The following is a 23,864-nucleotide window of genomic DNA, read 5'->3' as shown; positions in this document are numbered from 1 at the left end:
AATCAACAAAATTTTACTATATACGCAATGAAAATTTGATGTTTTAATAAGGGCACAAGATGTTAGTTACATTTTAAGACATGTAAAATCAAGATTATCTTCGTATATGCCTTTTATGTAATGACTTAGGAAATAAGTTTATAGTAGAGCATTATGTACAAATGTTTACAATCTATATTCCTAAAAAATCATCTTTAAAATAATCTATATAGATTAATAGTTACAATGTTAGGTTTCAGATTAATTAAAATTTAGTCCAACTATTTTATCAAAAGGCACCAATAAATGGGAGGGATCACCATGAAAAAAGCGTTAGTCGCAGGGTTATTAGTTACAGCAGTATCTACAAGTTGCTTCTCACCTGTAAATATTTATGCAGAAAGTAATACAACTTATTTACAACCAAGTAGTATACTTGGACCCGCTATGGATAGGTTATCAAATTCGATTACGAACTTAGGATCACAGACGCCATTAATTCAAGGATATGGGCTAATCATATTACAGCAACCAGATCTTGATGTAAGTACTATATATGGAATAACAACTGATCAAGCCACTATAAGAAACCATGTTCGAGACTGCCTGGATGTAAATAACCACAAATTATCCGTTGTAAATCAAGAGATACAGAGTTTCGGAATAAGATTTACAAATTACTACAATAAATTAGTTGAACTATCTGGAAAGATGAATGAAGATCCGGAAGCAAGAGCATTATTTGTACGTATTTTTAACTTACTTCAAGGTGACGTTCAAAAAATTCAGTATAATATGAAAATAACTTCGGAAGACTTAAACGATTCTAAAAACGAATTGGTTGAAGATAGTAATAAATTTTCTAGTAAAGTTAGCAAAGCGTTTGAATCTTATAAGGGTTCCGACGGTGACATTGAAAAATTAAGAACGGAAATGGGACAACTTAATGCAGGTATTCAAGAAGATTTTGAAAAACTTCTAGCTCTACCAAAAGAAAATCTAGACGGTTCTTTAAATATTACAAAGTCGGTTATTAATATTTTGAAAGACGGAGTTAAGGATAAAACTGTAGACGTGTCTAATTTGGAAGCGGTTTATAACCAATATGGAGAACTCACAAATGATAAAGTAACAGAACTGAATAAAGCTATTGCTCAAAAGCAACAGAAACTAATTCAATTGGTACAAAATTTATCGAATATTGAAGTGCAAGCAACTCAAATGACACTTATTGAGCAGCAATTAAATAACTTTACAAGAACAGTTAAAAAGCAAACTCAGAGTTTTGACAATCTAGTAAGTAGTTGGGACACCTTTAATATCATAATGATTGAAACGGGGACAAGTCTTAATACTGATGCAAAAATAGATTCAAATTCATTACAAGCACGATTAAAAGAGCTTAAACAGTTTACGGATGAATTGAAAAAACAAACAACGGAATATCAAGAGAGTGTTACAAAAATAAAAGTAACAGGATGAGATTTGTAGAATCCAGAACAATAATTCTTAATAATATAATGTAAGGAGAGAAAAATGTGATGAAAAAACCTTATAAAGTAATGGCTTTATCTACATTAATAGCAACAATCGTAGCGGGTGGCATTATGCCATCATATGCTTCGGCAGCGGAACCAGCACCTATTTATGCAAATCAAGACCTTAAATACCCTAGTTATTACCTTGGACCAACAGGGCTTGATAATGCGATGAAGGATACTAAATCCAATATGTTGGTAATGGACCTGTATGCCTTAACTATTCTTAAACAAGCAGATATTAATTTGGATGGTTTACCTTCAGTTGGCGATAATTTAAAAACATCCATTAAAGCCAACCAAAATCTTACTAGAGAAAATGCAACATACTGGTTAAATAATTTGAAATCAGGGATAGTTACGACGAATCAAAATATTATCAGTTATGATACAAAATTCCAAAATTATTCTCGTTATTTATTACAATATAAAAATGATCCAGTCAAACTAACAGCTTTGCTTACAAAGTTGAATGGTGAAATTTCACAGAATAAAGATCAAGTGACCAAATTAGTGGAGGATTTAAAAAGCTTTCGCGGCAAATTAGAAAAAGATACACAAAATTTAAAAGGGAATTCTGAAGATATCGTAAATATTTTAACTGGTCAAGAAGCTGGAATTCCACTGTTTCAGAAACAAATCGAAACAAATAAAGCATTAATCGATGAGAATAACAAAATTTATATTGCATCGTCGGTTGCAACTGCTGCTGGTGCATATTTAGTTCTTTCACCTTTTGCGCCCATTGGTGCACCTATATTAGGAGGCGGGATATACGGAGTAGTTTCATCGCAGCAGCAGATAATTAAGGCACAAGAAGAAATTATAACGCTAACACAAAATATTTCAATGGCGCAACTACAGTCAGCTAGGTTAACGATAGTGCAAAGTGATATTAAAAATTTAACAGATACAATTGATAAAGCTATTGTTTCTCTTGAAAATATAAAGACTGCGTGGGATGGAATGGGAACAAAATATGACTCATTGATTAAGAGTGCTAAAGCTGTTGACCCAGAATTCCTTGCTATGGATATAACAGCAGATCTGGATACAGCGAAGGATCATTGGGCGGATATTAGAAAGTATGCTGAAAAAATTCAAAGTAGTGAGATTTCATTCGTAGAAGATAAAAAATAATATTACTTCAAGAAATTGCCGAAGTAATGAAAATATAATATACTGAGTTTCCTTTTTGAAGAATATATAATGTGAGTCTCCTGTTCAAGTATGAGCAGGAGACTTCCTATATAGTTATGAAACTTAATAAAAATTATAGAATAAGAAAGTACGAGAATCTCTATTTTAATATGTTGTTTTATTTGCAATCATCGTAATTCATTTGAAGTAAAGAATCGAAGCTTATGAATTTAATAAAACATGTGATGTATGTGAAAGAGTAGGTGAAAAAGATGAATAAGAATTTATATAAGAAAATTATTTTGTCAACAATCATTACGGGAATGGCAGCGAGTAATGTAATTCCACTTCATACTTTGGCAGCAGAACAAACTGTGTCCCAACAGCAAGAAAGTTTGAAGAACTATTCCCTTGGTCCTGGTGAATTTAAAGAAGTAATGGGAAAAATGGTGGCAAATATCCTTACAATGGATTCATATGCCAATACAATCAGTAATCAACAGCTGACAGATTTAAGTAAAATAAGTTCTATAAATGGTGATTTACAAGCAAACATGATTAAGCATCAACGGGATGCAATAGAGAATGCCGACTTTTGGTTCATGTATTTTAAAACTCGTATTATGTACACGCATCAGAATATTGTAAGTTATAATGATACGTTTCAAGCAAGTTATAAGCTTTTACTAACTGCTATAGAGCAAAAAGATACGGAGAAATTAAAATATGAACTAGAAAATTTGTACAATAGTATTTTGTACAATAGTCAAAAATTAGATGCACTGTTAGAAAAATTGAAAAATTTTCAAGGTGAAATAGCAGAAGATACAAGAAATTTCAAAGAAGATTTCAATCAATTGGAGAATATTCTAGAAAGTACGAACGTGGGTATTCCGCTTCTACAACAACGAATTGAGAATTGTAATAATACAATTAAAGAAAACTATGATAAACGTGGTGGCTATATAGCTTTATCTGTATTTATGCCTCCGGTTGGTATACCATTGATTGTCACTGCTGACAAGAATATCGCATCTGCACAACAAGAAATAGAACAATTAAAGTCCAGAATTTCTGGAGCAGAGGCCGAAGTAGTTATTTTGACTGATGCCAAAAATAAAACGGAACATATGGCTGCAACAGTTGGTACAGCTGTTACTGCTCTTGAAAATATAAAGACTCAGTGGGGGACAGTGGGGAAAAAATATAAATCATTGATTGACAGTGTTGACAACATTAATCTAGACCTGTTTGATGAGATTATAAGAGCAGATCTGAATACAGCGAAGGATAATTGGCAGGACCTTAAAAATTATACGGATAAATTATATGAAGGTGCTAAGATTGCACAAAATAAATAGATTGTACAAATTGGAAAAGCGCAAATAGGACCGGATTGCAACTGAATACGTGTAAAATAACAAAATATACGTTATATAGAAAAGATAGTTTAGTTGTTTCAGGTTCTTGGAATGTATGAGACACTATTCATAATGAATCATGTAGCAAAAGAAAAGGGATACAAAAAGGACTTAGAAGAGATCCAAGATAAAAAATTGAGAGATTAGCATATAGTTTATAGAAATTGCTTAACAAAACCGGATGAAAACAGTAGATTTATTTTTAAGTACCTCAACAACTTGAATTAGGCCTTTAAGTTGTTTTGTATGTATTTTTATTGGTTTGTTGTTTAAAACCTGATACATGCGAATCTGAGGGTCTGTTTTTTGAGGGTGACTAGATAAAATATTGAATTTAATGTAAAAATGGTATTATTTTACAATTGCGATGGAATAAAAATATTATTTCAGATGAATATGAAATAATAGAGGAATGATAGAAATATAAATTGTTTAACCTAAATATCTAATAAAAGAAAACATTAAATAACTAGCTATATGAAAGATGGTATTACTATTTTAAGAAGACGGTTTTAAAAGAACCGCCTTCTTTTTGTTTCTCTATAAAAAGATACAGACTAATTAATGCCATTTCTATGTTTTATAATTGTAATAGACTTATTTTAAACAGCTTTTTTAGTAGCTATGTTAAAGGTATTACTTCTCATGCTATAAAATTGTAGGCCTAATGAAATAATCATAGAAATTATCGCGAAGTAGATTAGAGCCATAGTCCCCATTCCAAGAGAAATTACTACTCCACCTAATGTGGCACCTACTGAACTTCCTAGATAGTTAATAGAACTATTGAGGGCGACAGCTGCACTTCCATGTTTAGGTTGATAGGATAATAAAATATGTTGCTGTGGTGCTCCTGATGCCCATCCCATTGCTCCCCATATGAAAAATGGTAAGTACTTTATAATTGTTAGATTAATCATTATAGGAATACATACAACTGAGACAGTTAAGATAATTAAAATAAGAGCCATTAAAGTTTTTGGTTTTTTGAAGTAATCAATTAAATATCCAATTGTTATACTTCCAAATAATCCACCCAATCCCCAAGCCCATAAATAAATTGTTAAATCACTTGAGTTATCAAGATCTTGTAATAATGGCGATAGATAGGTATATAAACCTAAACTTGAAATACTTGCAAAGAATGTTATTAAAACAGTGATAGTAACTCTTCTATCTAAAAACATTGCAAGTCTTTCTTTCATAGCAGGTGGTGCTGTGACTGGAACATGTGGTAGAAACTTAAGAATACTAATAGCAGCAATTAAACTAAGTAGTACCACAAACCACATTGCTGATTGCCAATCAAACTTGTCTGCGATATAAAGACCTATAGGAACACCTAATACAGTTCCCATACTCATGCCACCGATTGTTAAGCCAAGTGCGCGTCCTTTCTTTTCTACAGGTACTAACATAGTTGAGCCTGCGACAGCTAAAGGAGAAAATAATCCAGCACCAACACCAGCAATTGCCCTTGATATTAAGAATACCGAAAAGTTTGGAGATACTGCAGTTAATGCATTTGCAAGACCAAATATAACTATTGAAGTCAATAGAACTTTTTTGATAGGTTTACCTGCTAAGAGAGAAGCAAACAGTGGAGCGGATATTGCATAGCATAATGTAAATATACTTACCGCTTGCCCAACTTGGGATGCACTTTTTTGATAGGTATCACTAATTCCAGGAACTAGTCCAGCAATAATATAAGCATCGAATCCCAAGGCAAACATACCAATAGCTAAAAAAATAACTTTTTTCATAGTTTTGCCACCTTTACATTGTCAAGATTAAAATAAATTATCAATCTTATACACTCTAGTTGCTAGTTTTATACAGATAGAGAATGATTATTGAATTAATATATAACTCTATAAGGATTTCGTTTTCAATTATAATAATTGAGCTATATATAATTATTGAATAATGCCATAGTAATTAAAAATCTGCAGATTAAATTAAGGTAAAATAACATTTGATAATCATTACTCGTCTAGCTTAAGTAGGTTAATATTAGTATACTTAATGAATGGAATTAAATAAAATGAATAATATTAATGCAAGGGATGAAAAAAACTCATGAGTATTATTAAGTATGAAATTTTTGAATCAGTTATTACAACGGGGAGTTTTACAAAGGCTGCTGAAAAATTAAACATGACGCAATCTGCAGTAAGCCATGCAATTTCTAGCTTAGAAAAGGAATTAGGAACGTCTTTATTCCTAAGAACTGGTCGAACAATTACTTTAACTCTTCATGGCACTAAAGCTTATGAGTATATTGGTCAGATATTAAATATAAACCGTAAATTAATAGAGACTAATTTTAATGATGAATTATTGCCTAAAACACTAAAGATTGGGGCCTTTACAAGTGTAAAAAAACATATATTACCTCCAATTATGAAAGAATTTAATAAATTGTATCCGTTTATTGAAATTATAATATTTGAGGGGACTTATGATGAAATTCAAGAATGGGTTATTAATAAAGTAATTGACCTGGGATTTACAATTAACGGGGAATTCGGATGTGAATCCGTTCCATTTTGGGAAGATGAGTTAGTTATAGCAACACCAAATGACTTAAAGGTAATTCCTGAAGATTGCTCTTTAAAGGATTTCTTTGATCAAAATAATATCATTATGCCAGCAGCGCCGTACAGAAATCAAGTTGAGAAATTTTTTAATCAGCACAGTATAGAGCCTAAGGTTCATTCATATATAAGTGACTGCAATACAATAGTGAAAATGATTGATTTAGGAATAGGTATTTCTATAGGACCAAAGCTTTTCTTAAAATCATTTGATAATATAAAGATATATAAATTACCAGATAGGCATTATAGAAATATATACATATCTTATAAACATTCTACAGAATTAACACAAGCAGAAGGCTATTATGTTCAGGAATTTATAAAAATAGCAAGGAACTTATTTTAAGTTCCTTGCTATTTTTTATCCTAGTCGCCCAAATCCGCTATTTTCGTTAAGCAAGACCCTTTTCTCCGAACTGTTATATTTAACTGTGTAAAAGCTCGATTTCTTAGAATCAATTTCATTAAGTAATTCCTGTAAGCGAACTGCATCTTTTAGGTTTGGAAAACCAAAAGAAGGTTCTTTTTCTAGCATAACAAAATCAGTAACATCTTTGACTACATTTATAATTCGTTCTATTTTTCTATCCCCATCATATTCATGTTCAAGGGAATTAAAGTATAACAGTTCTTCAGATTGTGTACTAGTTTCTGTCCAAATTTTTACTGAATCTTCATACCAGTTTGGCGTGTCATAAGATAGTTGAGCAAAAATTAATTGATTATTAGCATCTTGAAAAACAAAATCTAATTCTCTTCTTCTGAATAAGTTTACAAAACTACTGTACCCTGTCACTACAGCACCATTTATTTCACCCATCACAGAAACGCTATCTGAAATTTCATCTCCAGAGATTGAATAATCAGATTTTACCCCTTGAATATGTCTTAATTTTAATGATGAATTACCGTTGATCCATTGAACAAGATCTAAAGAGTGTATAATTTCACTGATAACTCCTGTTGTAGGTCGGTAGTCATTAATTCTATTTTTTTCCCATAAGAAGTTGGCACGTACTAATTTTAAATTATTTTCATTTACATATGCTTTTAATAATCGAGCGGCTTGTGAATATCTTGCAACCATATTTAAGCAAAAGCCCGATGTGTATTTTAATAGTTTCTCTGCATTTTCTAATTTGAAATTTGGATCAACAAAAGGCTTTTCACATATTACAAATCCGTTGAAATTTTGAATTGAAAATAATACTTCTCCATGATTTTCGTCATTAACGGATATTACTAAAATATCTGGTTTAAATAATTCTAAAGCAGATTCGATAGTCGGATAATACACTAAATTAATATCTTTTTGAGATCTTGAAGTGTAAGCAATATCAATATCATTATTGTATAGATGTGAGATGTTATGGAAAGCTTCTAAAAACATTTGCCCTGAAAAACCCATTCCAATAATTAAGACTTTCATTTTGGTATGCTCCTATTCTATTGTTTTAAATAATAACTGTTCTCCAGTTTGGAGATAACCTCTTTTTCTATTGAACTCTTCAGCCATTTTACTAGATTGAACAACAATTTTTTGAACATCATTTTCTTTAAACCAATTATGAAAAGCATCCATCATGGCTTCTGCAATTCCTAGACCACGTCTATCTTTGCTTACTACAAGAGATTGTCCCCAACCAACTCGTCCGTTAAGTGCACCTACCATAGGAGCGCGTAAATCAATTATTCCAATAACACATGAACATATTTTTTCATCTTTATCATATTGAGCGACCTGAATCAGTACATTCTCATTTGAAATATTCTCTTTAATCCAATGGCGATAAGCATTTTGCCAGGCCAAATTATCTTCTTCACTTTTTGCTGCATAATGTGTGTCACCACTAGATAATAAAATCTTTCTTAATTCCACTAATTCTTCAGTGTCTTGAATGGTAGCTTTACGAATCACTAATTTTTCTTGCATAATCAAATTTCCTCCTAGAGTTCATTGTTTGATGGATCTGTATTTTTAGGGGTTATAATAACCAGACTAAAGACATTTTTATCTATGAATTAAAATATAATGATAAATCATTTTCATAATCATAAACTTAATTTGAGAATGTATAGTTGATCTTTAACTATTAACTTTAATAACCTAAAAATACCTTTTTTGTAAAATTAGTTTTCACGAGCCAAATATTATCATGACTTAAATATTATATCAATATTAATTTTCTAACTCTTTAGAAAAAAAATTTAAAAATAAAAAATTTATTTTCTTGTTAGATAAATGGCTGTAAACACTCTATTTATCAGCTTTTCACTATTTCTAATCGTATTAAAACTTAAAATTTAATATAAATATATATATATAGGAAGAGTAAAAATATAATTTACCGAAAAAATTTTATTTTTAAAATTTTCGTTTGTTTTTTTTGTGCATTATGCCTATAATGAGAGAGCACCACAACTTTATTAACATTTTTTTACATTACCCCTTTAAATTGATAGTTAGAGAACTTATAATTGGAGGCACAATATGTATACAGAAATATTAAATGAAAAGCTAGTAGAACTGAAAAAAAGTGGGCAATACCGTGAGTTTGTTACATTAAATCGAATTCGTGGACAATATCCTTTAGCTAAATTAAATGGATCAGAAGATAGTCAGCCTGTAGTAGTTTGGTGCAGTAATGATTACTTAGGTATGTCACAACATCCAGTTGTTGTTGAGGCTATGCATAATGCAATTGATTTATATGGTGCGGGATCAGGTGGTTCTAGAAATATTGGTGGTACACATTATCAATATGAGGCATTGGAGTCATCATTAGCTGAATGGCATGGTAAAGAATCTGCGCTTGTATTCCCGACAGGATATGGATCAAATGATGCAACACTTCAGTGTTTACTACGTTTATTTGAAGATTGTATTGTTTTTTCCGATGAGCTTAATCATGCGTCTATAATTAATGGGATACGTAGTACGAAGGTAGAGCGTACAATTTTTAAGCATAATAATACAGAACATTTAGAGCAATTACTTGCATCACAACCATATAATCGACCAAAAGTAATTGTTTTTGAGTCAGTTTATTCTATGGATGGTGACATTGCACCAATTGAAGAAATTGTTAAACTTGCTAAGAAGTATAACGCTTTAACATTCCTTGATGAAGTTCATGCAATTGGTATGTATGGACCTAGAGGGGCAGGAATAGCTGCTGATCTAGGTATTGCAGATTCGGTTGATATTATTCAAGGGACTATGGCTAAGGGAATTGGTGTTATCGGAGGTTATATTACAGGTTCGGGACCAATGATTGATGCAATCCGATCTTTTGCCTCAGGTTTTATATTTACGACTTCACTACCACCAGCTATAGTAGCGGCATGTTATACAAGTGTTGAGCACTTAAAGGTTTCTAAAGTAGAAAGAGATGGTTTACATAAAAAAACAGAAATGCTAAGGAATTCTTTTGAAAGAGCGGGAATTCCAATTATGAATTCAAGCGAGACACATATATTACCAGTTTTAGTTGGTGATGCAACAAAGTGTAAAGCGGCTGCACGTCAGTTACTTGAGAAACATAATGTATATTTACAACCAATTAATTCACCAACTGTACCAATTGGGACCGAGAGATTTAGGGTAAACATTACTCCAAATCACACTGAAGAACAAATTATACAATTAACAAATGCACTAACCGAAGTATTTATTGCATTCGATATACCTTTCTTGAAAGAAGAACAAGTCATAGTATAATACTATTATTTTAAATTCTTTATATATGGTTATATTAATTACTTATTTAAATAATATTTTACTATATTAAAATTACATATGGTTTATTACTTAAAATACCCCATATAAATATGGGGTATTTTAAGTGAGGGGGAGTTAGTTATGGAAAGTTGTTCTATGTTCGATATTGTAAAAACTAATAATTTATCACCTGAAATTATGGGAACCGAAATGGGTAAGTTAGCTAGAGAATTATTTATTTTAAGACCTGAAGAAGTGAATATTTCAATTTATGGAAGCTTTAAAAACGTCACGAATAAACATGAATTACAAATAGGCTTTTTGAAAGGAATATTTAGTTCCTCTGAAAAGGATATGTTAGAAAAAGTTCCATTTATTATTGATAATTGTACTGTAATTAAATTTGTAGAAGGTTATGCAAAAACAAGTTATCCTTATACTGCAAAAATTTCTTTGTTAAATGGAACAGAAAGTATAGAAGTTGTTACATATAAAAATGATGTGGGAAAAATACTTATTTCAGAAATTAATGGTTTTAATGTTAAAATATCAGAAAACAGTCCAAATCTTTTAGTACGAAATAAAAACAGTTGTAAATTTCTCGCTTTTATAACATCCTTATTCAATGATTATGAAATTAATATTATAAAAATTCATTGTTCATCTCAAAAGATAGATAATATTATGGTCATTGAATTAGACAGATTACCATCGGCTAAAATAATTGAAAGGATTCATAGTAATCCTTATGTCTATACGGCTATTGTGATAAATTGAATTAATTCATAATAAGTTTCGCATTATTCGTTATAGAAGTATAAAATGAGACTCAAATATTATAATGAATAATATATAGAATTTAAAACCGATTATAAATGTATGGGAAAGAATAAAAATTCAGCAATAAAAAATTGCTGAATTTTTATTCTTTACTGTTTATTCTTTCCTATTCTTCCTAAACTATCTTTAATAGTTGTTTCCCCAAGTTGTGTATATAGCAAAGCTGTATCTTGACTGGTATGCCCAAGTTGTTGCATCACTTGTAATGAGTCCTTTTCTTCCATATATAATTTATTTGCCAGTGTATGTCTTAATTTATGGGGAGACATTCTTTTTCCATAGGCCTTCGTATATTTTTCTACTATATCTTGGATAGCTCTAACCGAAAGAGGCTGTGCAGTATGTTTATACTTCGATAAAAACACATTTTTTAATTCTTTCCCTGGAGCGTATTTGTTATCTCTAATTTCCATATACTTTTCAATATCATTCAACGCAATGGGGGTAATCCATACTGAATCTTCTTTATTTCCTTTTCGGATCACATCAATTAGTCTTTCTTTTAAGTTCATATCTTCCATACGAAGATCGGCCAATTCACTTACACGAATACCACTACCAAGAAAAAGGGAAAGGATAGCTACATCACGATCTTTATCTCTTAGGAAATAGAACAACTGATGTTTTGTTAAAGATTTTTCGTGTTCATACTTAACATAATTCAAAAATTCTTGATCGTCATCATTATGAAATATCTTAGATCTCATACGTTTTGCACGAGCATTTAATGTTTCTTTATCTTTATGTATTTCTATTTTAGCCATTACATTTCTATAAAAATAACATTCTCCAGCATCATTTTCTGATAGGGAGGTAAGGTACTTAAATAAAGACTTTAAGGCCGAAATTTTTCTGTTAACAGAGGAATTCTGCATGTTTTGTTGTAATTTTAGAAACCTTATAAAGTTCTCAACATCTTTTTTCTTTAAATTCTCCAAATCAGAGAAGGATATGTCTTTTATGGGTTTCAATTCAATAATTTGTTCAGATAATAACCAATTAAAGAAGACTCTGAAATCATATACATAATTCAGTAGAGTGGAGGGAGAGGCATCATGCAATTCTTTGTACTCCACAAATTCTTCTATGTAAAAGGGCATTTCATTTAAATTTTCGTATAATTTCTTACGATGTACGGATTTTTGACGTTGCTTGCTGTAATCCATAAAAATCACCTCATATCTACTATAACAGAAAAAACACACGAACACAAGTTCGCGTGAAATTCAATTTTTACACGGACTTATTTACATAATTAAATTATGGTTGCTATAATTTAACTGAAATTGAATAAGAATAGCGTAATCATTCTATTGAAAATGATAGATAACCAAATGATAAATTAAAATTACATTATAAAACTAGTAGAAAAATCACATGTAAATGTAGATAAAATAAAGGATTTTTCACATAAAAATCAATATGTGGAAACAGTTTAAAAGTTGTTATCAAATATGAATTGGTTATTTTAATCATGATTATGAGGAATTAATTAGATTAACATAAGAAAAAATCTTATAAATTAAAATGTAATTTACTATAAAATATGAATTATATAGGCACATATCAATACGCTAAGATCAATGTAATTAAGTTCAAACCCCTAGAGACTGTATTAGAGTTTTATTTAACATTATTATTGTTCGTGAAATTGGTATTTCGTGCGAAGTTTTGAAGTGTTTATTTTTTTGCCTCTTTATACATGCATCATTCACTTCCCTTTCGTCAGTATGAAGATATTTTAGTTTCAGATACATTCAACTATACACATTAATATCGATTACATGGTTGTTTCTAAGACATAGCCAGTATATAACATTTTAATATCAAACAGTTAACTTTAACATCTTAAGATTAAATAAATTTTGTTTTTCACAAAACTTATTTGTTGTGATGTCGAAATAGAATTTTCCCTTTAATCCTTTATTATTGTACTTGGTTTAGTTGAGCATTCCACTAAATTTGATTTTAATACAGATTTCAAAATATAACTTCTAACTCAATGATATAAGTATTCTTTTCATTTTGAGATTTATTTCACTCGTTTTTTACAAATACCTATAAGATAGATTGACTAATTATTTAAAAACTTATAGAGATAGCAACACACATCCATCAACTTTAGAGTTTTATAAAACCCCAAAACGAAAAAGTTGTACATTTTCAACTGGAGATGTCAATTTTCTCGTTTTGGGATATTTACTTTTCTGAACTTAATAGCGATGGGTGATATCCTTATTACGTGATGATTGTTAAACGTCCAATTTTATTGCACTCTTCAGCGAACCAAAGATCGCCATCTGGACAAAACGTGATACCATGTGGCTCTGCATTATTTGTAGGTATCGTATATTCCGTAATAACTCCTTCAACTGTAATTCGGCCGATTTGGTTACCTCCCCATTCCGAGAACCACAGATCTCCGTTCTTCCCAGGTATTATGGCATGAGGACGAGCGTTCGGCGTGGGTATAACAAATTCTTTGAACTCACCTTTTAACGTAATTCTACCAATTTTATTACCCATGATTTGTACAAACCATAATGCTCCATCTGGGCCGCTCGTAATTCCAACTGGCCCGGAGTTAGGTGTTGGGATTGGATATTCTGTTACCTCACCTTTAGTGGTTATTCTCCCAATCGTATTGTTCTGATTCTGTGTAAACCATAATGCTCCGTCTAATCCCAAAGTAATAAATGAAGGAAATGATTTGGAATTAGGCAATTCAAACTCGATGATTTCACCTGACTTTGTTATTCTTCCGATTCTACCACCATTCATTTCTGTAAACCATATTGCTCCATCAGGACCTTCCGTTATGCCAAAAGGTGCAGCGTTCGTTGTGGGGAGTACATGTTCTTCAAAAAGACCGTTCATCGATATTTTACCAATTTTGTTTGAGTTATATTCCGTAAACCATAAGTCACCGGTCTGGTCCGAGATAATTGACATAGCTCCTGCATTTGCTGTTGGAATTGGAAAAGAATTTATTTCACCATTAGCATTTATTCTACTAATTCGATTCCCTTTCTGTTGCGTAAACCACAATGCTCCGTCTTTTCCTACTGTTATTCCATATGGTCCTGAATCTATTTCATTGACTACATATTCTTGTATCGTGATTCGCATATCATACCCTCCTATTGAAAATTTTGAGTGTTGTCTATGATTATATCACTTGTAATCATCAGGTAGCTGTGGGAGTAATCTTAGTTGTATAAATGATAGTAAAAACAAAAAAGACATAAATTATCTATCTACGTTAATTTATGTCTTTTTTAACTAAAACTAAATTATTTTATGATTTAGTTTTGTGAAGTCTGATAGTCTTTTATTTTTTGGTTAATAGCAGATGCAATGAATTCTTCAATGGTAGTGTTGGTTTCTTCTACTATTTTATTAATTGCTTGATATTCTTTGCTAGAAAGTGTAACTGGTTTTGTCACGCTACTACTATCTAAATATATACTATTATTTACACGCTTTATTAATTTTCCTTCTATTATATATGGTGTTAAGTATTCTATCCATTCCATTTGCATACCCATAGGTAATTCAATAAGAGATTGGCGTATATCGAAATACCAAAAACCCTCCTCTTCTGAAACCTTTAGATTTCTTGGTGATACGTACTGAAGGATTAAGTCAATCAATTGGAAAGAATTGCTGCGTAATTGATCGGACTTAGGTAAACGGAATTTAACAAACCTTTGATGATGACTACGTGGTTTATCAGGTAGATCGTATGCTGGTACGAATCCTGATTTAATAGCTTCATTTAAGTTGAACTCACTTCCAAATTCATCAATCAACATAATATCACCACGCTTAGGAATAGAAATGACCCTTGCTATCGTATTACTTTGAATATATTTATGGAAAAGGACTGTATTATACTTTTGTGAGTATGTATATAACGTGTTTTCTTGATCAAATTGTTTTATAACTTGAAGTAACTCTTCTTCTCTAATGAATTTTGTTTCGCGGTTACGATGTTCCCGTATAGTAGCGGCTAATTCTCCTTCCCCTAACCATTTTTCTAATTGATATGTGCTTATACCATATTTTTTACTAGCTTGGTAAAGGGTAATACCTTCGGTTTCTCTTCCCTTTTTAATTGTTTCCACATCTTCTCTTTTGAAAAGGAAACTTCCATCTAAACGCCATGTATCCTTGTTGATTGGTACTAATTCTTCCTGTTTGATTAAATTATTAACAACGAAATTACTAACTTCTAAATATTCCCTCACTTCGTTTGTATTCATAATCATTTGCTGATTCTCACTCATATTTCCTCTCCTCTTATATTTCATTTATATGTATTTTAAAAAACATTTAAGTCTAATTTTAATTTTAAATAATATATAACTTTAATTCATTATAACATATTTAAAGTTTAATCTTTTTACACAATTTAATAAAAATGATTTATATTTACTAATTAAATTAATTTTTATATTCATTTAAAAATAATAACAAAAACAGTTATATAAGTTAGATTAATATAACCATAGAAAATGGGCGTTTTTCTATGGTTATATGACACTTTCATTTTTATAAAGTTTAATTTTGCTATGTAAATAATTTTGAATGTAATTCAGGTATAATAGTAAATACAAAAGAAATTAATAAGGAGTTGAATAACAATGAAATTTGAATTAATTACAATTCATAGTGGAAATTCTTTAGAAAATATAGAGAAACAAAAACAAAATTTCGCAAACATAATTGCATTATGGAATCGTGATTATATAAATGAAGCTGAATTTAAAAAGGAAAATAACGAAAGAGAAGATTCATATACATATGAGGGATTTTCAGATGAAGAAATTTTGTACTACTACTTAAATCGGCAAACACATTTTGACCAAGAAAAACGTATAAAGGATGCATCCAGGACTCTATATGCACGTGATCTAAGCCAGTTCTATTTTTTTATCAAACAAAGTACAGAATTTCTGCAGCAAGATGTTAAAGATTATGTAATTGGCCAAGTTTGGAGGAATTTAAGAAAACGACATATCAGAAACTACCAAAAGTGGTTATCCCAGGAGGCATTCTCCTATCAATCAAAAGAAAAGTACAAAGCATCTACGATTAGTAGAAAACTTGGTGTAATCCGCTCTTACTTGAAATGGTTGTATGAAATTCAATATATCCGGGAACCTCTTCATATAGAGATTCTAAGTACGACCGTTAATAAACAACATAAACCCAAACGCGAGTTATCATATGAGGAAGTGAAGCATCTGCTACATTACTATAAGGACAATGAAATCAATTACGCTTTATTATCGGTCCTGGCTACTACCGGATTACGTGTTGCAGAAGTCGCTCATGCCAAATGGGAAGATCTTGAGTATGACGCTATACGTGGACGTTACTATTTAACAGTTGATACAAAGGGAGATAATGAACGGATTGTTTCTATTAATAAGGACATTTTTAACCGTATTGTTGCATTTCGAATCCGGAGAAGGTTACCTGTAAACATTGGGAATAAAAATGGTGGGACTATATTTCAAACAAAGAACCATACTGCTTATAGAGAGAATTATTTGTCACAATATATTTCTAAAATTATAAAGGACACCAAGTTACCTTTTACAGAGAATATACGAATTACCCCTCACTTCTTTAGACATTTTTATGTACAGTACTTATATGATTATAAGGGGCTAGCACCTCATGTCATAGCGGCTGCAGTTGGGCATAAAAATGATAGAACTACAAAAGAAAATTACTTGAAGCAAAGACTTACAAAGGATAATGATGTAGGTAACTTAATTGGTGATGATGAATTTTAATGTGTAATTAACATATAATAAAATTGAAATAGGGCAAGGTTAAACAAATATCCCGTTTCACCTTACCTTGTCCGTTTGAATTGTTTTAAATATTTATACTGCATAGACTTCAATCAATAATATAATTCTATCTCTCTATCAAATTTAAGGTTTCACTTCGAAGTGTACTATTATCTTTAAATATTCCTTTATATGATGAAGTTATAGTCATTGAACCAGGTTTTTTCACACCTCTCATTGTCATACACATATGCTCAGCTTCAATTACTACAATTACACCTTTTGGCTCTAAAGTTTCAAAAATTACATTTGCTAATTCATTGGTTATTCTTTCCTGTAACTGTGGTCTTTTGCATATGGTTTCTAAAGCTCTAGCTAATTTGCTTAACCCAGTTACTTTTCCATTATTAGGAATATAACCTATGTGAGCTATTCCAAAAAAAGGTACCAAATGATGTTCACACATAGAATAGAACGGAATTTCTTTAACTAATACCAATTCTTCATGATTTTCATTAAATATTTTTAACAAATGTTCAGAAGGGTTTTGACCTAAACCTTGAAAAACTTCCTTATACATTTTTGCTACTCGCTTTGGGGTTTCCAAAATACCCTCCCTATTAATATCTTCTCCAATTGCTTCAAGAATCATTTTTACTGCTACTTCAATTTTGTCAGTATCTATCTCTACACTTTGGATTGTTTTTAAGCTCATATATTATCTCCACCTTATTAATTTATTCATAAAATGCCCTTATTTATACGCCTCGTTTATTTCCCCATACTAAAGCATGAAGTTGAGGTAATACTTTTGCATCATTCATTTCTTTACACTGTACAACTTTTTCAATCAACCGTTCATATTTCTGTAATAAGTTTTTAATAAGCGCTGCATCATCCACCGTTTTCGTATCATCGTTCCCAACTTGTAAGAAAAATGGTACTTGCGGATATCGCTTGTGCACCTTTACTGCATATTCAAAATCGTAATCTTCAAATACAACTACTTTTAAACTAAAATTTTTTCTTTCTAATTTATGGATAACAGAATCTAGCATTGTAAAATCTGTTTTCATCTTCGAACTTGGTGGTTTTGGCGAAATTGTCACTTCTTCAATTTGAAGCAACCATTCTTGCCACTTACTCCCTTGCGTCTCAATCGCTGTACGAATTCCATTCTCTTTTAATACAGTAAGAAGAAACTGAATATTTTTCAGCAAAACGGGATTTCCACCTGAAATTGTAACGTGAGAAAAATTTTCTCCACCAATTCCAACAAGTTCATTCCAAATTTCTTCTGGTGCCATTTGTCTAACTTGTTCTTTTGCTGAGCCATCCCATGTAAAGGCTGAATCGCACCAAGAGCAGCTATAGTCACAACCTGCTGTGCGAATGAACATCGTTTTTTGTCCGATAACCATTCCTTCTCCTTGAATGGTTGGGCCAAATATCTCCAACACAGGAATCCTACTCATCAAGTATCCACTCCCGTCTTACTTCTGCATAACTCGTTGGTGTTTCAAAGAGACGTACGAATTCGACACGAGCTCCTTTATATTCTTCTGATCGATTCCCTTTTATTAATGCTTCTACCATCTTTTCATAAATCCAGACAACCATATTTTCCGCAGTCGTATTCATCACTGGTAATGTCTCATTTAAATAGCGATGATCCAAATAAATCTCTATTTCGTTTTTCCAAATTTCTTTTATATCTCCAAAGTCAATTACAAGTCCAATGTCATTTACATATCCACTAATACCAAATACAACTTTGTATGTATGACCATGTAAATTTTTGCATTTCCCTTCATAACAGTGCAAATGGTGTGCTGCATCAAATGTAAATTCCTTGCTAACCATTACTCTTTTATTATGGTATTTTAATTGCTCAAGCTGAATATCCTTGTCCATTTTTTGTAAATTTTCTACAATGTGAAACCCGAAAAAATTTTCCATTATTCATTCTCCCCTTTGCGTTCTTGTAGGTACGTATCTAATCCTACTTTACGAAGTTGACATGCTGGACATTCACCGCAACCATCACCAATGATTCCGTTATAACATGTTAATGTTTTTTCTCTAACAAACTCGAATGCGCCAAGTTCATCAGATAATTTCCATGTGTCTGCTTTATCAATCCACATAAGTGGTGTATGGATGACAAATGGATAATCCATAGATAAATTTAATGTAACGTTTAACGATTTCACAAACACGTCACGGCAATCTGGATAACCACTAAAATCAGTTTCACATACACCCGTTACAATATGACGTGCTCCAACTTGTTTTGCTAATACAGCAGCAAATGATAAGAATAGTAAATTCCGCCCATCTACAAATGTCGATGGTAATTCCCCTTCTTCATGTGTAATCTCCATATCTATTCTGGTTAACGCATTTGGGGCTAGCTGATTTAGTAAGCTCATATCTATCACTTTATGTTTAATGCGAAGCTCGTTCGCAATTTTCGCTGCACAATCAATTTCTAACTTATGACGTTGATTGTAGTTAAATGTTACAGCTTCCACCTCTGCAAATTGTTGCATTGCCCAAAATAAACATGTTGTGCTATCTTGTCCACCACTAAAAACAACTATTGCTTTATCATTAGAGTACATTTTATTCTCCCCTTAACTACTTGCACTGTTATAATATCTTAAGGCAAACTTCCAAAAATAAATTGAAATAATAAAAAATCCAATAGAATAACCCAATAAAACGAATACATCGTTTAGTTCTAATCGACCAATTAAAGCATAAGTTGGAATATTACTAACAATAACAATAGGAAAAACAAATAAAAAAACAAATCGACTTATTCCTTTATATAAGGAAGATGGGTATCTAAGTAATGTCATAGTACCAAGAAATAACTCATGCATACCTTCAACTTTGGTTAACCATATAGATAAAGTCATTAAAATAAACCACAGAGAATACGAGAGTATAATCCCTAAAAACAATAGACCCAAGAAAGAAAATCCATTTACAATACTAACACTCTCTCCCTTTTGTAATAATGCATAACTAATTAACAATACGGCTGGTAAACAGTTCCCTAAGTTGCCTAAATCAAGCTTTCTTAATGAAACTAGAAACTGACTATTAATAGGTTTAAACAATATCTGATCTAAACTTCCTTGGTTAACTAAACTCGGTATATACGGTAGATTATTAATAAAAAGAGTAAACATCAAAGATTTTATCAACTCACTTGTTCCAATTAACAAATAAATATCATTTGTATTCCAACCATTAATATTACCAAAACTATCAAATATACTATTAAAAAATACTAAAGTAACAATGAACCAAACAACGCTATCTAATATATTTAAAAAAAAGTTAACTCTATACATCATAATATTACTTAAATTAATTTTAAGAATTGCTTTTAACATTTTTAAATATCTAATCATATTTATGCACCAACAGATTCATATTTATTTAACCCCTTCTTCCAAAGTATTCTAATAAGGACATAGAAAACTAAAGACCATATCACTTGTGAAATTAATCCATTTACAATTTCAGTGCCACTTAACTTTCCTAAATATACATTTACCGGAAAGTGAATTAAGTATGAAAAAGGTAAAAAACGAGTTATTGTATTTAATGGAGCTGGTAAAAATTCAAGCGGAATAAGCGATCCAGATAATAATTCTAATACTATATCTACAGTAAAGAAAAAGGATGATATCTCTACAAAGTAAAATGAGAAGAGTGATATCAAATAATAAACCATATAATATAGTATTGATGCTCCTACTATTGAAAGAATGAACAGGAAAGTATATTTTAAAGTAGGCAAAAGGAAATAATCCCTGTTCAGGAATATTATCGGTATTATCGGTATCACTGACATCAGTAAATGAATAATTTTGTTACCTAAATTATGGCTAAACCAGTATCCAAAATATGAAAATGGTTTTATAAGATATTTTGATAATTCACCGGATTGTATTTCCTCATTTATCGACCAGTGCATTTCAGGAATTAGTAAAAGTTCAATTAACTTAGCAATTATTACATAAGTAATCATCATTTCAAGAGTATAACCCTGAATATTGCTTTGTGTTTCAAAGAGAGAATGCCACAATAGTATTAAAGCCACAAGCGGTATTAAACCAAAAATCATATATAATACAACATTCATGCGATACTGAAAAACTGCTTGAAATGAAAGCATCATTGGTTTTAAATACTTCTTCATACTGTTATTTTCACTCCAGTCGATTCCATTGAATAAATATCTTCAATGAGGTCTTGTGATGACATTTCAGTCAAATTGTAGTCAATAACATTGAATTCTTTTAATATGCTAGATATGGTCTCGTTCACTAACTTATCTTGAACTTTTATTGTTACACTAAATTTATCCGACTCTTTAACTTCTCCATATTTCTTAAGATCTTGAGAATTTATTTCATTTTCAAAGCTAAGATATATATATTTATAACTCTTAATTTCTTCTTTTATTTTTTTGAAATTGTTATTAAAAACAACTTCTCCATTCTTCAATATTATTAATTCTTCACATAGCTCATATATATCCGGGAAATAATGGCTAGTTATTACAACTGTTGTATTTCTTTCTTTGCAATAATTTTTGAGGAAATTCCTGATATTCTTTTGAGCAAGAAAATCCAATCCAATAGTCGGTTCATCTAAAAATAATATTTTAGGTGAGTGTAATATTGAAGCAATCAACTCACATTTCATTCTCTCTCCTAACGATAGATTCCTTACTGGCGATTTAAGAATTTCTGATACCCCGAGATTTTTAGCTAATTCATCTACATTCTTTCTGAACTCTGTATCAGACAGCTCATATATTTCTTTATGTAATAAAAATGTTTCGTAAGGGGAAAGATCCCACCATAGCTGATTTTTTTGTCCTAAAACAACGCCAATAGACTTTAAAAAATCTTTCTTCTTATCATGAGGGTTAAATCCATTTATCAAGATTCTCCCGGAAGTTGGTTTAATTAACCCAACCATGGCTTTCATTAGGGTAGACTTACCAGCACCATTCGCGCCAATAAGCCCTATTATTTTACCTTCTTTTATTTTGAATGACACATCACTTAAAGCAGTAACCGTGACCTTTTCTCTTTTAAATAAACTCTTGAAAGAGTTTATTAATCCTTCTTCAATTTTTACTCTTTCAAAAGTTTTTGATACATTTTCAATTTCAATGATATCCATCTTCTCTCTCCTTTTTACTACTTACTTACCACCCTAAAAACTTCTGCAAATTGCACTCCTGCCTGCATACCCCTATAAGCATTCAGCCCCAAAACTCCATCAACCAAATTTAATGTTTTAAGTTGGGATTCATATTTTTTAATTGATGCTTTTTTCAGTTCAATAAACCTGGTAATATCTTTTACAACCTGATAGTTTTTCATGGGAGTCCATACTTCATACTGTAAACACATCGGAGCAAAATTCTCTTTTAAGAACCCCGATTGACACAGGAATATTGCTTCTGATACAACTTCATTTACTATTCGATGATCCCTATCACTTTCCATATCATGGGGGAAATAAATAAAATTAGGCTTATATTTTGAGATTTCATGAATAATTTCTTCCACAAAATCTAAAGAATACACAAGTGATCTGTCTGGTTTCTTTAAAAATTTAATATCTCCTTTTTCTATCCCTAATGTATTACAAGCATTTATACACTCGTTCTCTCTATTTGAAATAATTTCATTTAAATCTCCTACTCCTCCAGATAAATCTCCTTTTGTAATTATTATTACTTTTATATGTTCACCCTTACTAATAGCTTGAGCAATTGTTCCACCACAGCCAATGACTTCATCGTCATGGTGTGGCGCTATAACTAAATGTTTTTTTACAATATCCTTCATTCAGCATCACCTTTATTGAACAGGTAAATCATTTACCTATTATTTTAATTAAAAATTATTTACTCTGGAGTATACTAACTGGATACATTTTATTTTCACTAGAAAAATATACTTTTTAAGAGCGTCTATTCACACTGTATATCATTAAAATTTCCCCCTTGCTTCCTACATTCGTACACCATAAATTCACTATTCCTCCCAAAAGGATTTTTATTGTAATCACCATAAAAATTTTTTATACTGAATCCTTCTATTTCTAAGAGATACTGCATTTCGGATGGTAAAGTATATTTTGCAAGAAATCTAAAATTTTTTTCACTTAAAAAATTATCTGTTATGTCATAAACCTCAAAATAACAAGTGGTTTCAACTATTTGCTTATAATGATCTGCTTTTACGACATCCCATGATTTAATTTTATATTTTTTAAAATTCTCCCCTTTAATAGGACTATTTCCTCCATCACTCACTCTCTTAGAATAAGGAAGAATAGTTGGAGGTGTAATAATATCGAAAACAAAAATCCCGTCTTCTTTTAATAGTAATTTAATGTTCCTAAGAGCTAATTTTTGTTGTGACGATGTAAGTAAATATTCAAATACACCACCAGACATAAATATAAAATCAAATTTTCTTTCAGACTTAAAATCTGTAGCAGAAGAAACCTTAAATTCTATTTTATCCTTAATATTTGGCATCTCATCTAACTTCTTACTGGCTTTTTCAATCATTCCTGCTGATATATCAACACTAGTTACATTCGCGCCTTTTTCAGCAAGAATAAAAGATAATCTACCAGTACCGCACCCCAAATCTAAAACTTCATCATTTGCTTTTACCAAACCACTGTAAAAATCAAAAATACCATCAGGTTCTGGGATAATAATGTCGTATAATTCAGAAATTTCATCGTATTGTTGCTGCATT

Annotated in this window: 22 protein-coding genes; 7 read left to right on the top strand and 15 right to left on the bottom strand. The window is 30.9% G+C overall.

The genetic code is table 11. The features are described 5' to 3' along the window. The first annotated feature begins 300 nt into the window (after positions 1 to 300). The 3 genes from F0362_RS28815 to F0362_RS28805 all read left to right on the top strand — a co-directional run bounded on the left by F0362_RS28815 (position 301) and on the right by F0362_RS28805 (position 4,018). Positions 301 to 1,461, top strand: a complete 1,161-nt coding sequence (locus tag F0362_RS28815) for a non-hemolytic enterotoxin subunit A (RefSeq protein ID WP_000709936.1) — start codon at positions 301 to 303, stop codon at positions 1,459 to 1,461. 59 nt (positions 1,462 to 1,520) lie between these two features. Continuing rightward, on the top strand, positions 1,521 to 2,657 hold the full coding sequence (locus tag F0362_RS28810; protein ID WP_000743454.1) for a non-hemolytic enterotoxin subunit B: 1,137 nt from the start codon (positions 1,521 to 1,523) through the stop codon (positions 2,655 to 2,657). Between the two features lie 272 nt (positions 2,658 to 2,929). Then, entirely contained in the window at positions 2,930 to 4,018 is a 1,089-nt protein-coding gene (locus tag F0362_RS28805) for a non-hemolytic enterotoxin subunit C (RefSeq protein WP_001039028.1), read from the top strand. Between the two features lie 662 nt (positions 4,019 to 4,680). Here the strand turns inward: F0362_RS28805 and F0362_RS28800 are convergent. Then, positions 4,681 to 5,844: an MFS transporter gene (locus F0362_RS28800; RefSeq protein WP_149890184.1), complete on the bottom strand. Its 1,164-nt coding sequence runs from the start codon at positions 5,842 to 5,844 to the stop codon at positions 4,681 to 4,683. Positions 5,845 to 6,160: 316 nt separating this feature from the next. Here F0362_RS28800 and F0362_RS28795 point away from each other — a divergent pair, with 316 nt between their 5' ends. Then, positions 6,161 to 7,027, top strand: a complete 867-nt coding sequence (locus F0362_RS28795) for a LysR family transcriptional regulator (RefSeq protein WP_000022496.1) — start codon at positions 6,161 to 6,163, stop codon at positions 7,025 to 7,027. 15 nt (positions 7,028 to 7,042) lie between these two features. On the opposite strand, the gene F0362_RS28790 is transcribed toward F0362_RS28795, so the two are convergent. Beyond that, a complete protein-coding gene (locus tag F0362_RS28790; protein ID WP_149890183.1) occupies positions 7,043 to 8,110 on the bottom strand; it encodes a Gfo/Idh/MocA family oxidoreductase in 1,068 nt (355 codons plus the stop codon). Positions 8,111 to 8,122: 12 nt separating this feature from the next. Next, complete coding sequence (locus F0362_RS28785; protein WP_070174298.1) at positions 8,123 to 8,614, bottom strand: GNAT family N-acetyltransferase; 492 nt, start codon at positions 8,612 to 8,614, stop codon at positions 8,123 to 8,125. A 558-nt stretch (positions 8,615 to 9,172) separates the two neighbouring features. On the opposite strand from F0362_RS28785, the gene hemA reads away from it, so the two are divergent. Continuing rightward, positions 9,173 to 10,402, top strand: a complete 1,230-nt coding sequence (gene hemA, locus F0362_RS28780; RefSeq protein ID WP_000287835.1) for a 5-aminolevulinate synthase — start codon at positions 9,173 to 9,175, stop codon at positions 10,400 to 10,402. Positions 10,403 to 10,543: 141 nt separating this feature from the next. After that, the gene (locus F0362_RS28775; protein WP_000443215.1) at positions 10,544 to 11,179 is read left to right on the top strand and encodes an ACT domain-containing protein; all 636 of its coding nucleotides are present in this window, start codon (positions 10,544 to 10,546) and stop codon (positions 11,177 to 11,179) included. A 152-nt stretch (positions 11,180 to 11,331) separates the two neighbouring features. On the opposite strand, the gene xerS is transcribed toward F0362_RS28775, so the two are convergent. From xerS to F0362_RS28760, 3 genes are all read right to left on the bottom strand, one after another. Continuing rightward, positions 11,332 to 12,408, bottom strand: a complete 1,077-nt coding sequence (xerS, locus tag F0362_RS28770; RefSeq protein ID WP_149890182.1) for a tyrosine recombinase XerS — start codon at positions 12,406 to 12,408, stop codon at positions 11,332 to 11,334. Between the two features lie 1,072 nt (positions 12,409 to 13,480). Continuing rightward, the gene (locus F0362_RS28765; protein WP_149890181.1) at positions 13,481 to 14,371 is read right to left on the bottom strand and encodes a virginiamycin B lyase family protein; all 891 of its coding nucleotides are present in this window, start codon (positions 14,369 to 14,371) and stop codon (positions 13,481 to 13,483) included. 176 nt (positions 14,372 to 14,547) lie between these two features. Then, a complete protein-coding gene (locus F0362_RS28760) occupies positions 14,548 to 15,531 on the bottom strand; it encodes a DNA-binding protein (RefSeq protein WP_149890180.1) in 984 nt (327 codons plus the stop codon). 357 nt (positions 15,532 to 15,888) lie between these two features. Between F0362_RS28760 and F0362_RS28755 the strand changes: the two genes are divergently transcribed. Further along, positions 15,889 to 17,049 carry a tyrosine-type recombinase/integrase gene (locus tag F0362_RS28755; protein ID WP_000667335.1) on the top strand — a complete coding sequence of 387 codons (1,161 nt, stop codon included), beginning with the start codon at positions 15,889 to 15,891 and terminating at the stop codon, positions 17,047 to 17,049. 127 nt (positions 17,050 to 17,176) lie between these two features. Here F0362_RS28755 and folE read toward each other — a convergent pair whose 3' ends face one another. The 9 genes from folE to F0362_RS28710 form a co-directional block, all read right to left on the bottom strand. After that, positions 17,177 to 17,764, bottom strand: coding sequence for a GTP cyclohydrolase I FolE (gene folE / locus F0362_RS28750; protein ID WP_000054142.1), 588 nt, complete (start codon positions 17,762 to 17,764; stop codon positions 17,177 to 17,179). Between the two features lie 43 nt (positions 17,765 to 17,807). Beyond that, entirely contained in the window at positions 17,808 to 18,524 is a 717-nt protein-coding gene (queE, locus tag F0362_RS28745) for a 7-carboxy-7-deazaguanine synthase QueE (protein ID WP_000086945.1), read from the bottom strand. After that, a complete protein-coding gene (gene queD / locus F0362_RS28740) occupies positions 18,517 to 19,008 on the bottom strand; it encodes a 6-carboxytetrahydropterin synthase QueD (RefSeq protein WP_098009818.1) in 492 nt (163 codons plus the stop codon). The genes queE and queD overlap by 8 nt, the downstream gene beginning before the upstream one ends. Beyond that, positions 19,008 to 19,673 carry a 7-cyano-7-deazaguanine synthase QueC gene (gene queC, locus F0362_RS28735; protein WP_000287174.1) on the bottom strand — a complete coding sequence of 222 codons (666 nt, stop codon included), beginning with the start codon at positions 19,671 to 19,673 and terminating at the stop codon, positions 19,008 to 19,010. Before queC ends, queD begins: the two co-directional genes overlap by 1 nt. Before the next feature lie 12 nt (positions 19,674 to 19,685). Continuing rightward, positions 19,686 to 20,474 (bottom strand): ABC transporter permease, encoded by a 789-nt coding sequence (locus F0362_RS28730; RefSeq protein ID WP_000621952.1) that lies wholly within the window; start codon positions 20,472 to 20,474, stop codon positions 19,686 to 19,688. A 2-nt stretch (positions 20,475 to 20,476) separates the two neighbouring features. Further along, complete coding sequence (locus F0362_RS28725; RefSeq protein ID WP_000760371.1) at positions 20,477 to 21,268, bottom strand: ABC transporter permease; 792 nt, start codon at positions 21,266 to 21,268, stop codon at positions 20,477 to 20,479. Next, complete coding sequence (locus F0362_RS28720) at positions 21,265 to 22,263, bottom strand: ABC transporter ATP-binding protein (RefSeq protein ID WP_000351265.1); 999 nt, start codon at positions 22,261 to 22,263, stop codon at positions 21,265 to 21,267. Before F0362_RS28720 ends, F0362_RS28725 begins: the two co-directional genes overlap by 4 nt. 17 nt (positions 22,264 to 22,280) lie before the next feature. Further along, the gene (locus F0362_RS28715) at positions 22,281 to 22,937 is read right to left on the bottom strand and encodes a PIG-L deacetylase family protein (protein ID WP_000652093.1); all 657 of its coding nucleotides are present in this window, start codon (positions 22,935 to 22,937) and stop codon (positions 22,281 to 22,283) included. 125 nt (positions 22,938 to 23,062) lie between these two features. Next, complete coding sequence (locus F0362_RS28710; protein ID WP_001187390.1) at positions 23,063 to 23,863, bottom strand: class I SAM-dependent methyltransferase; 801 nt, start codon at positions 23,861 to 23,863, stop codon at positions 23,063 to 23,065. Position 23,864: the final 1 nt, after the last annotated feature.

Origin of the sequence: Bacillus sp. BS98 (assembly GCF_008432245.1) — a bacterium.
Lineage (GTDB): Bacteria > Bacillota > Bacilli > Bacillales > Bacillaceae_G > Bacillus_A > Bacillus_A toyonensis.
This window is presented reverse-complemented; position numbering and strand designations above follow the sequence as displayed.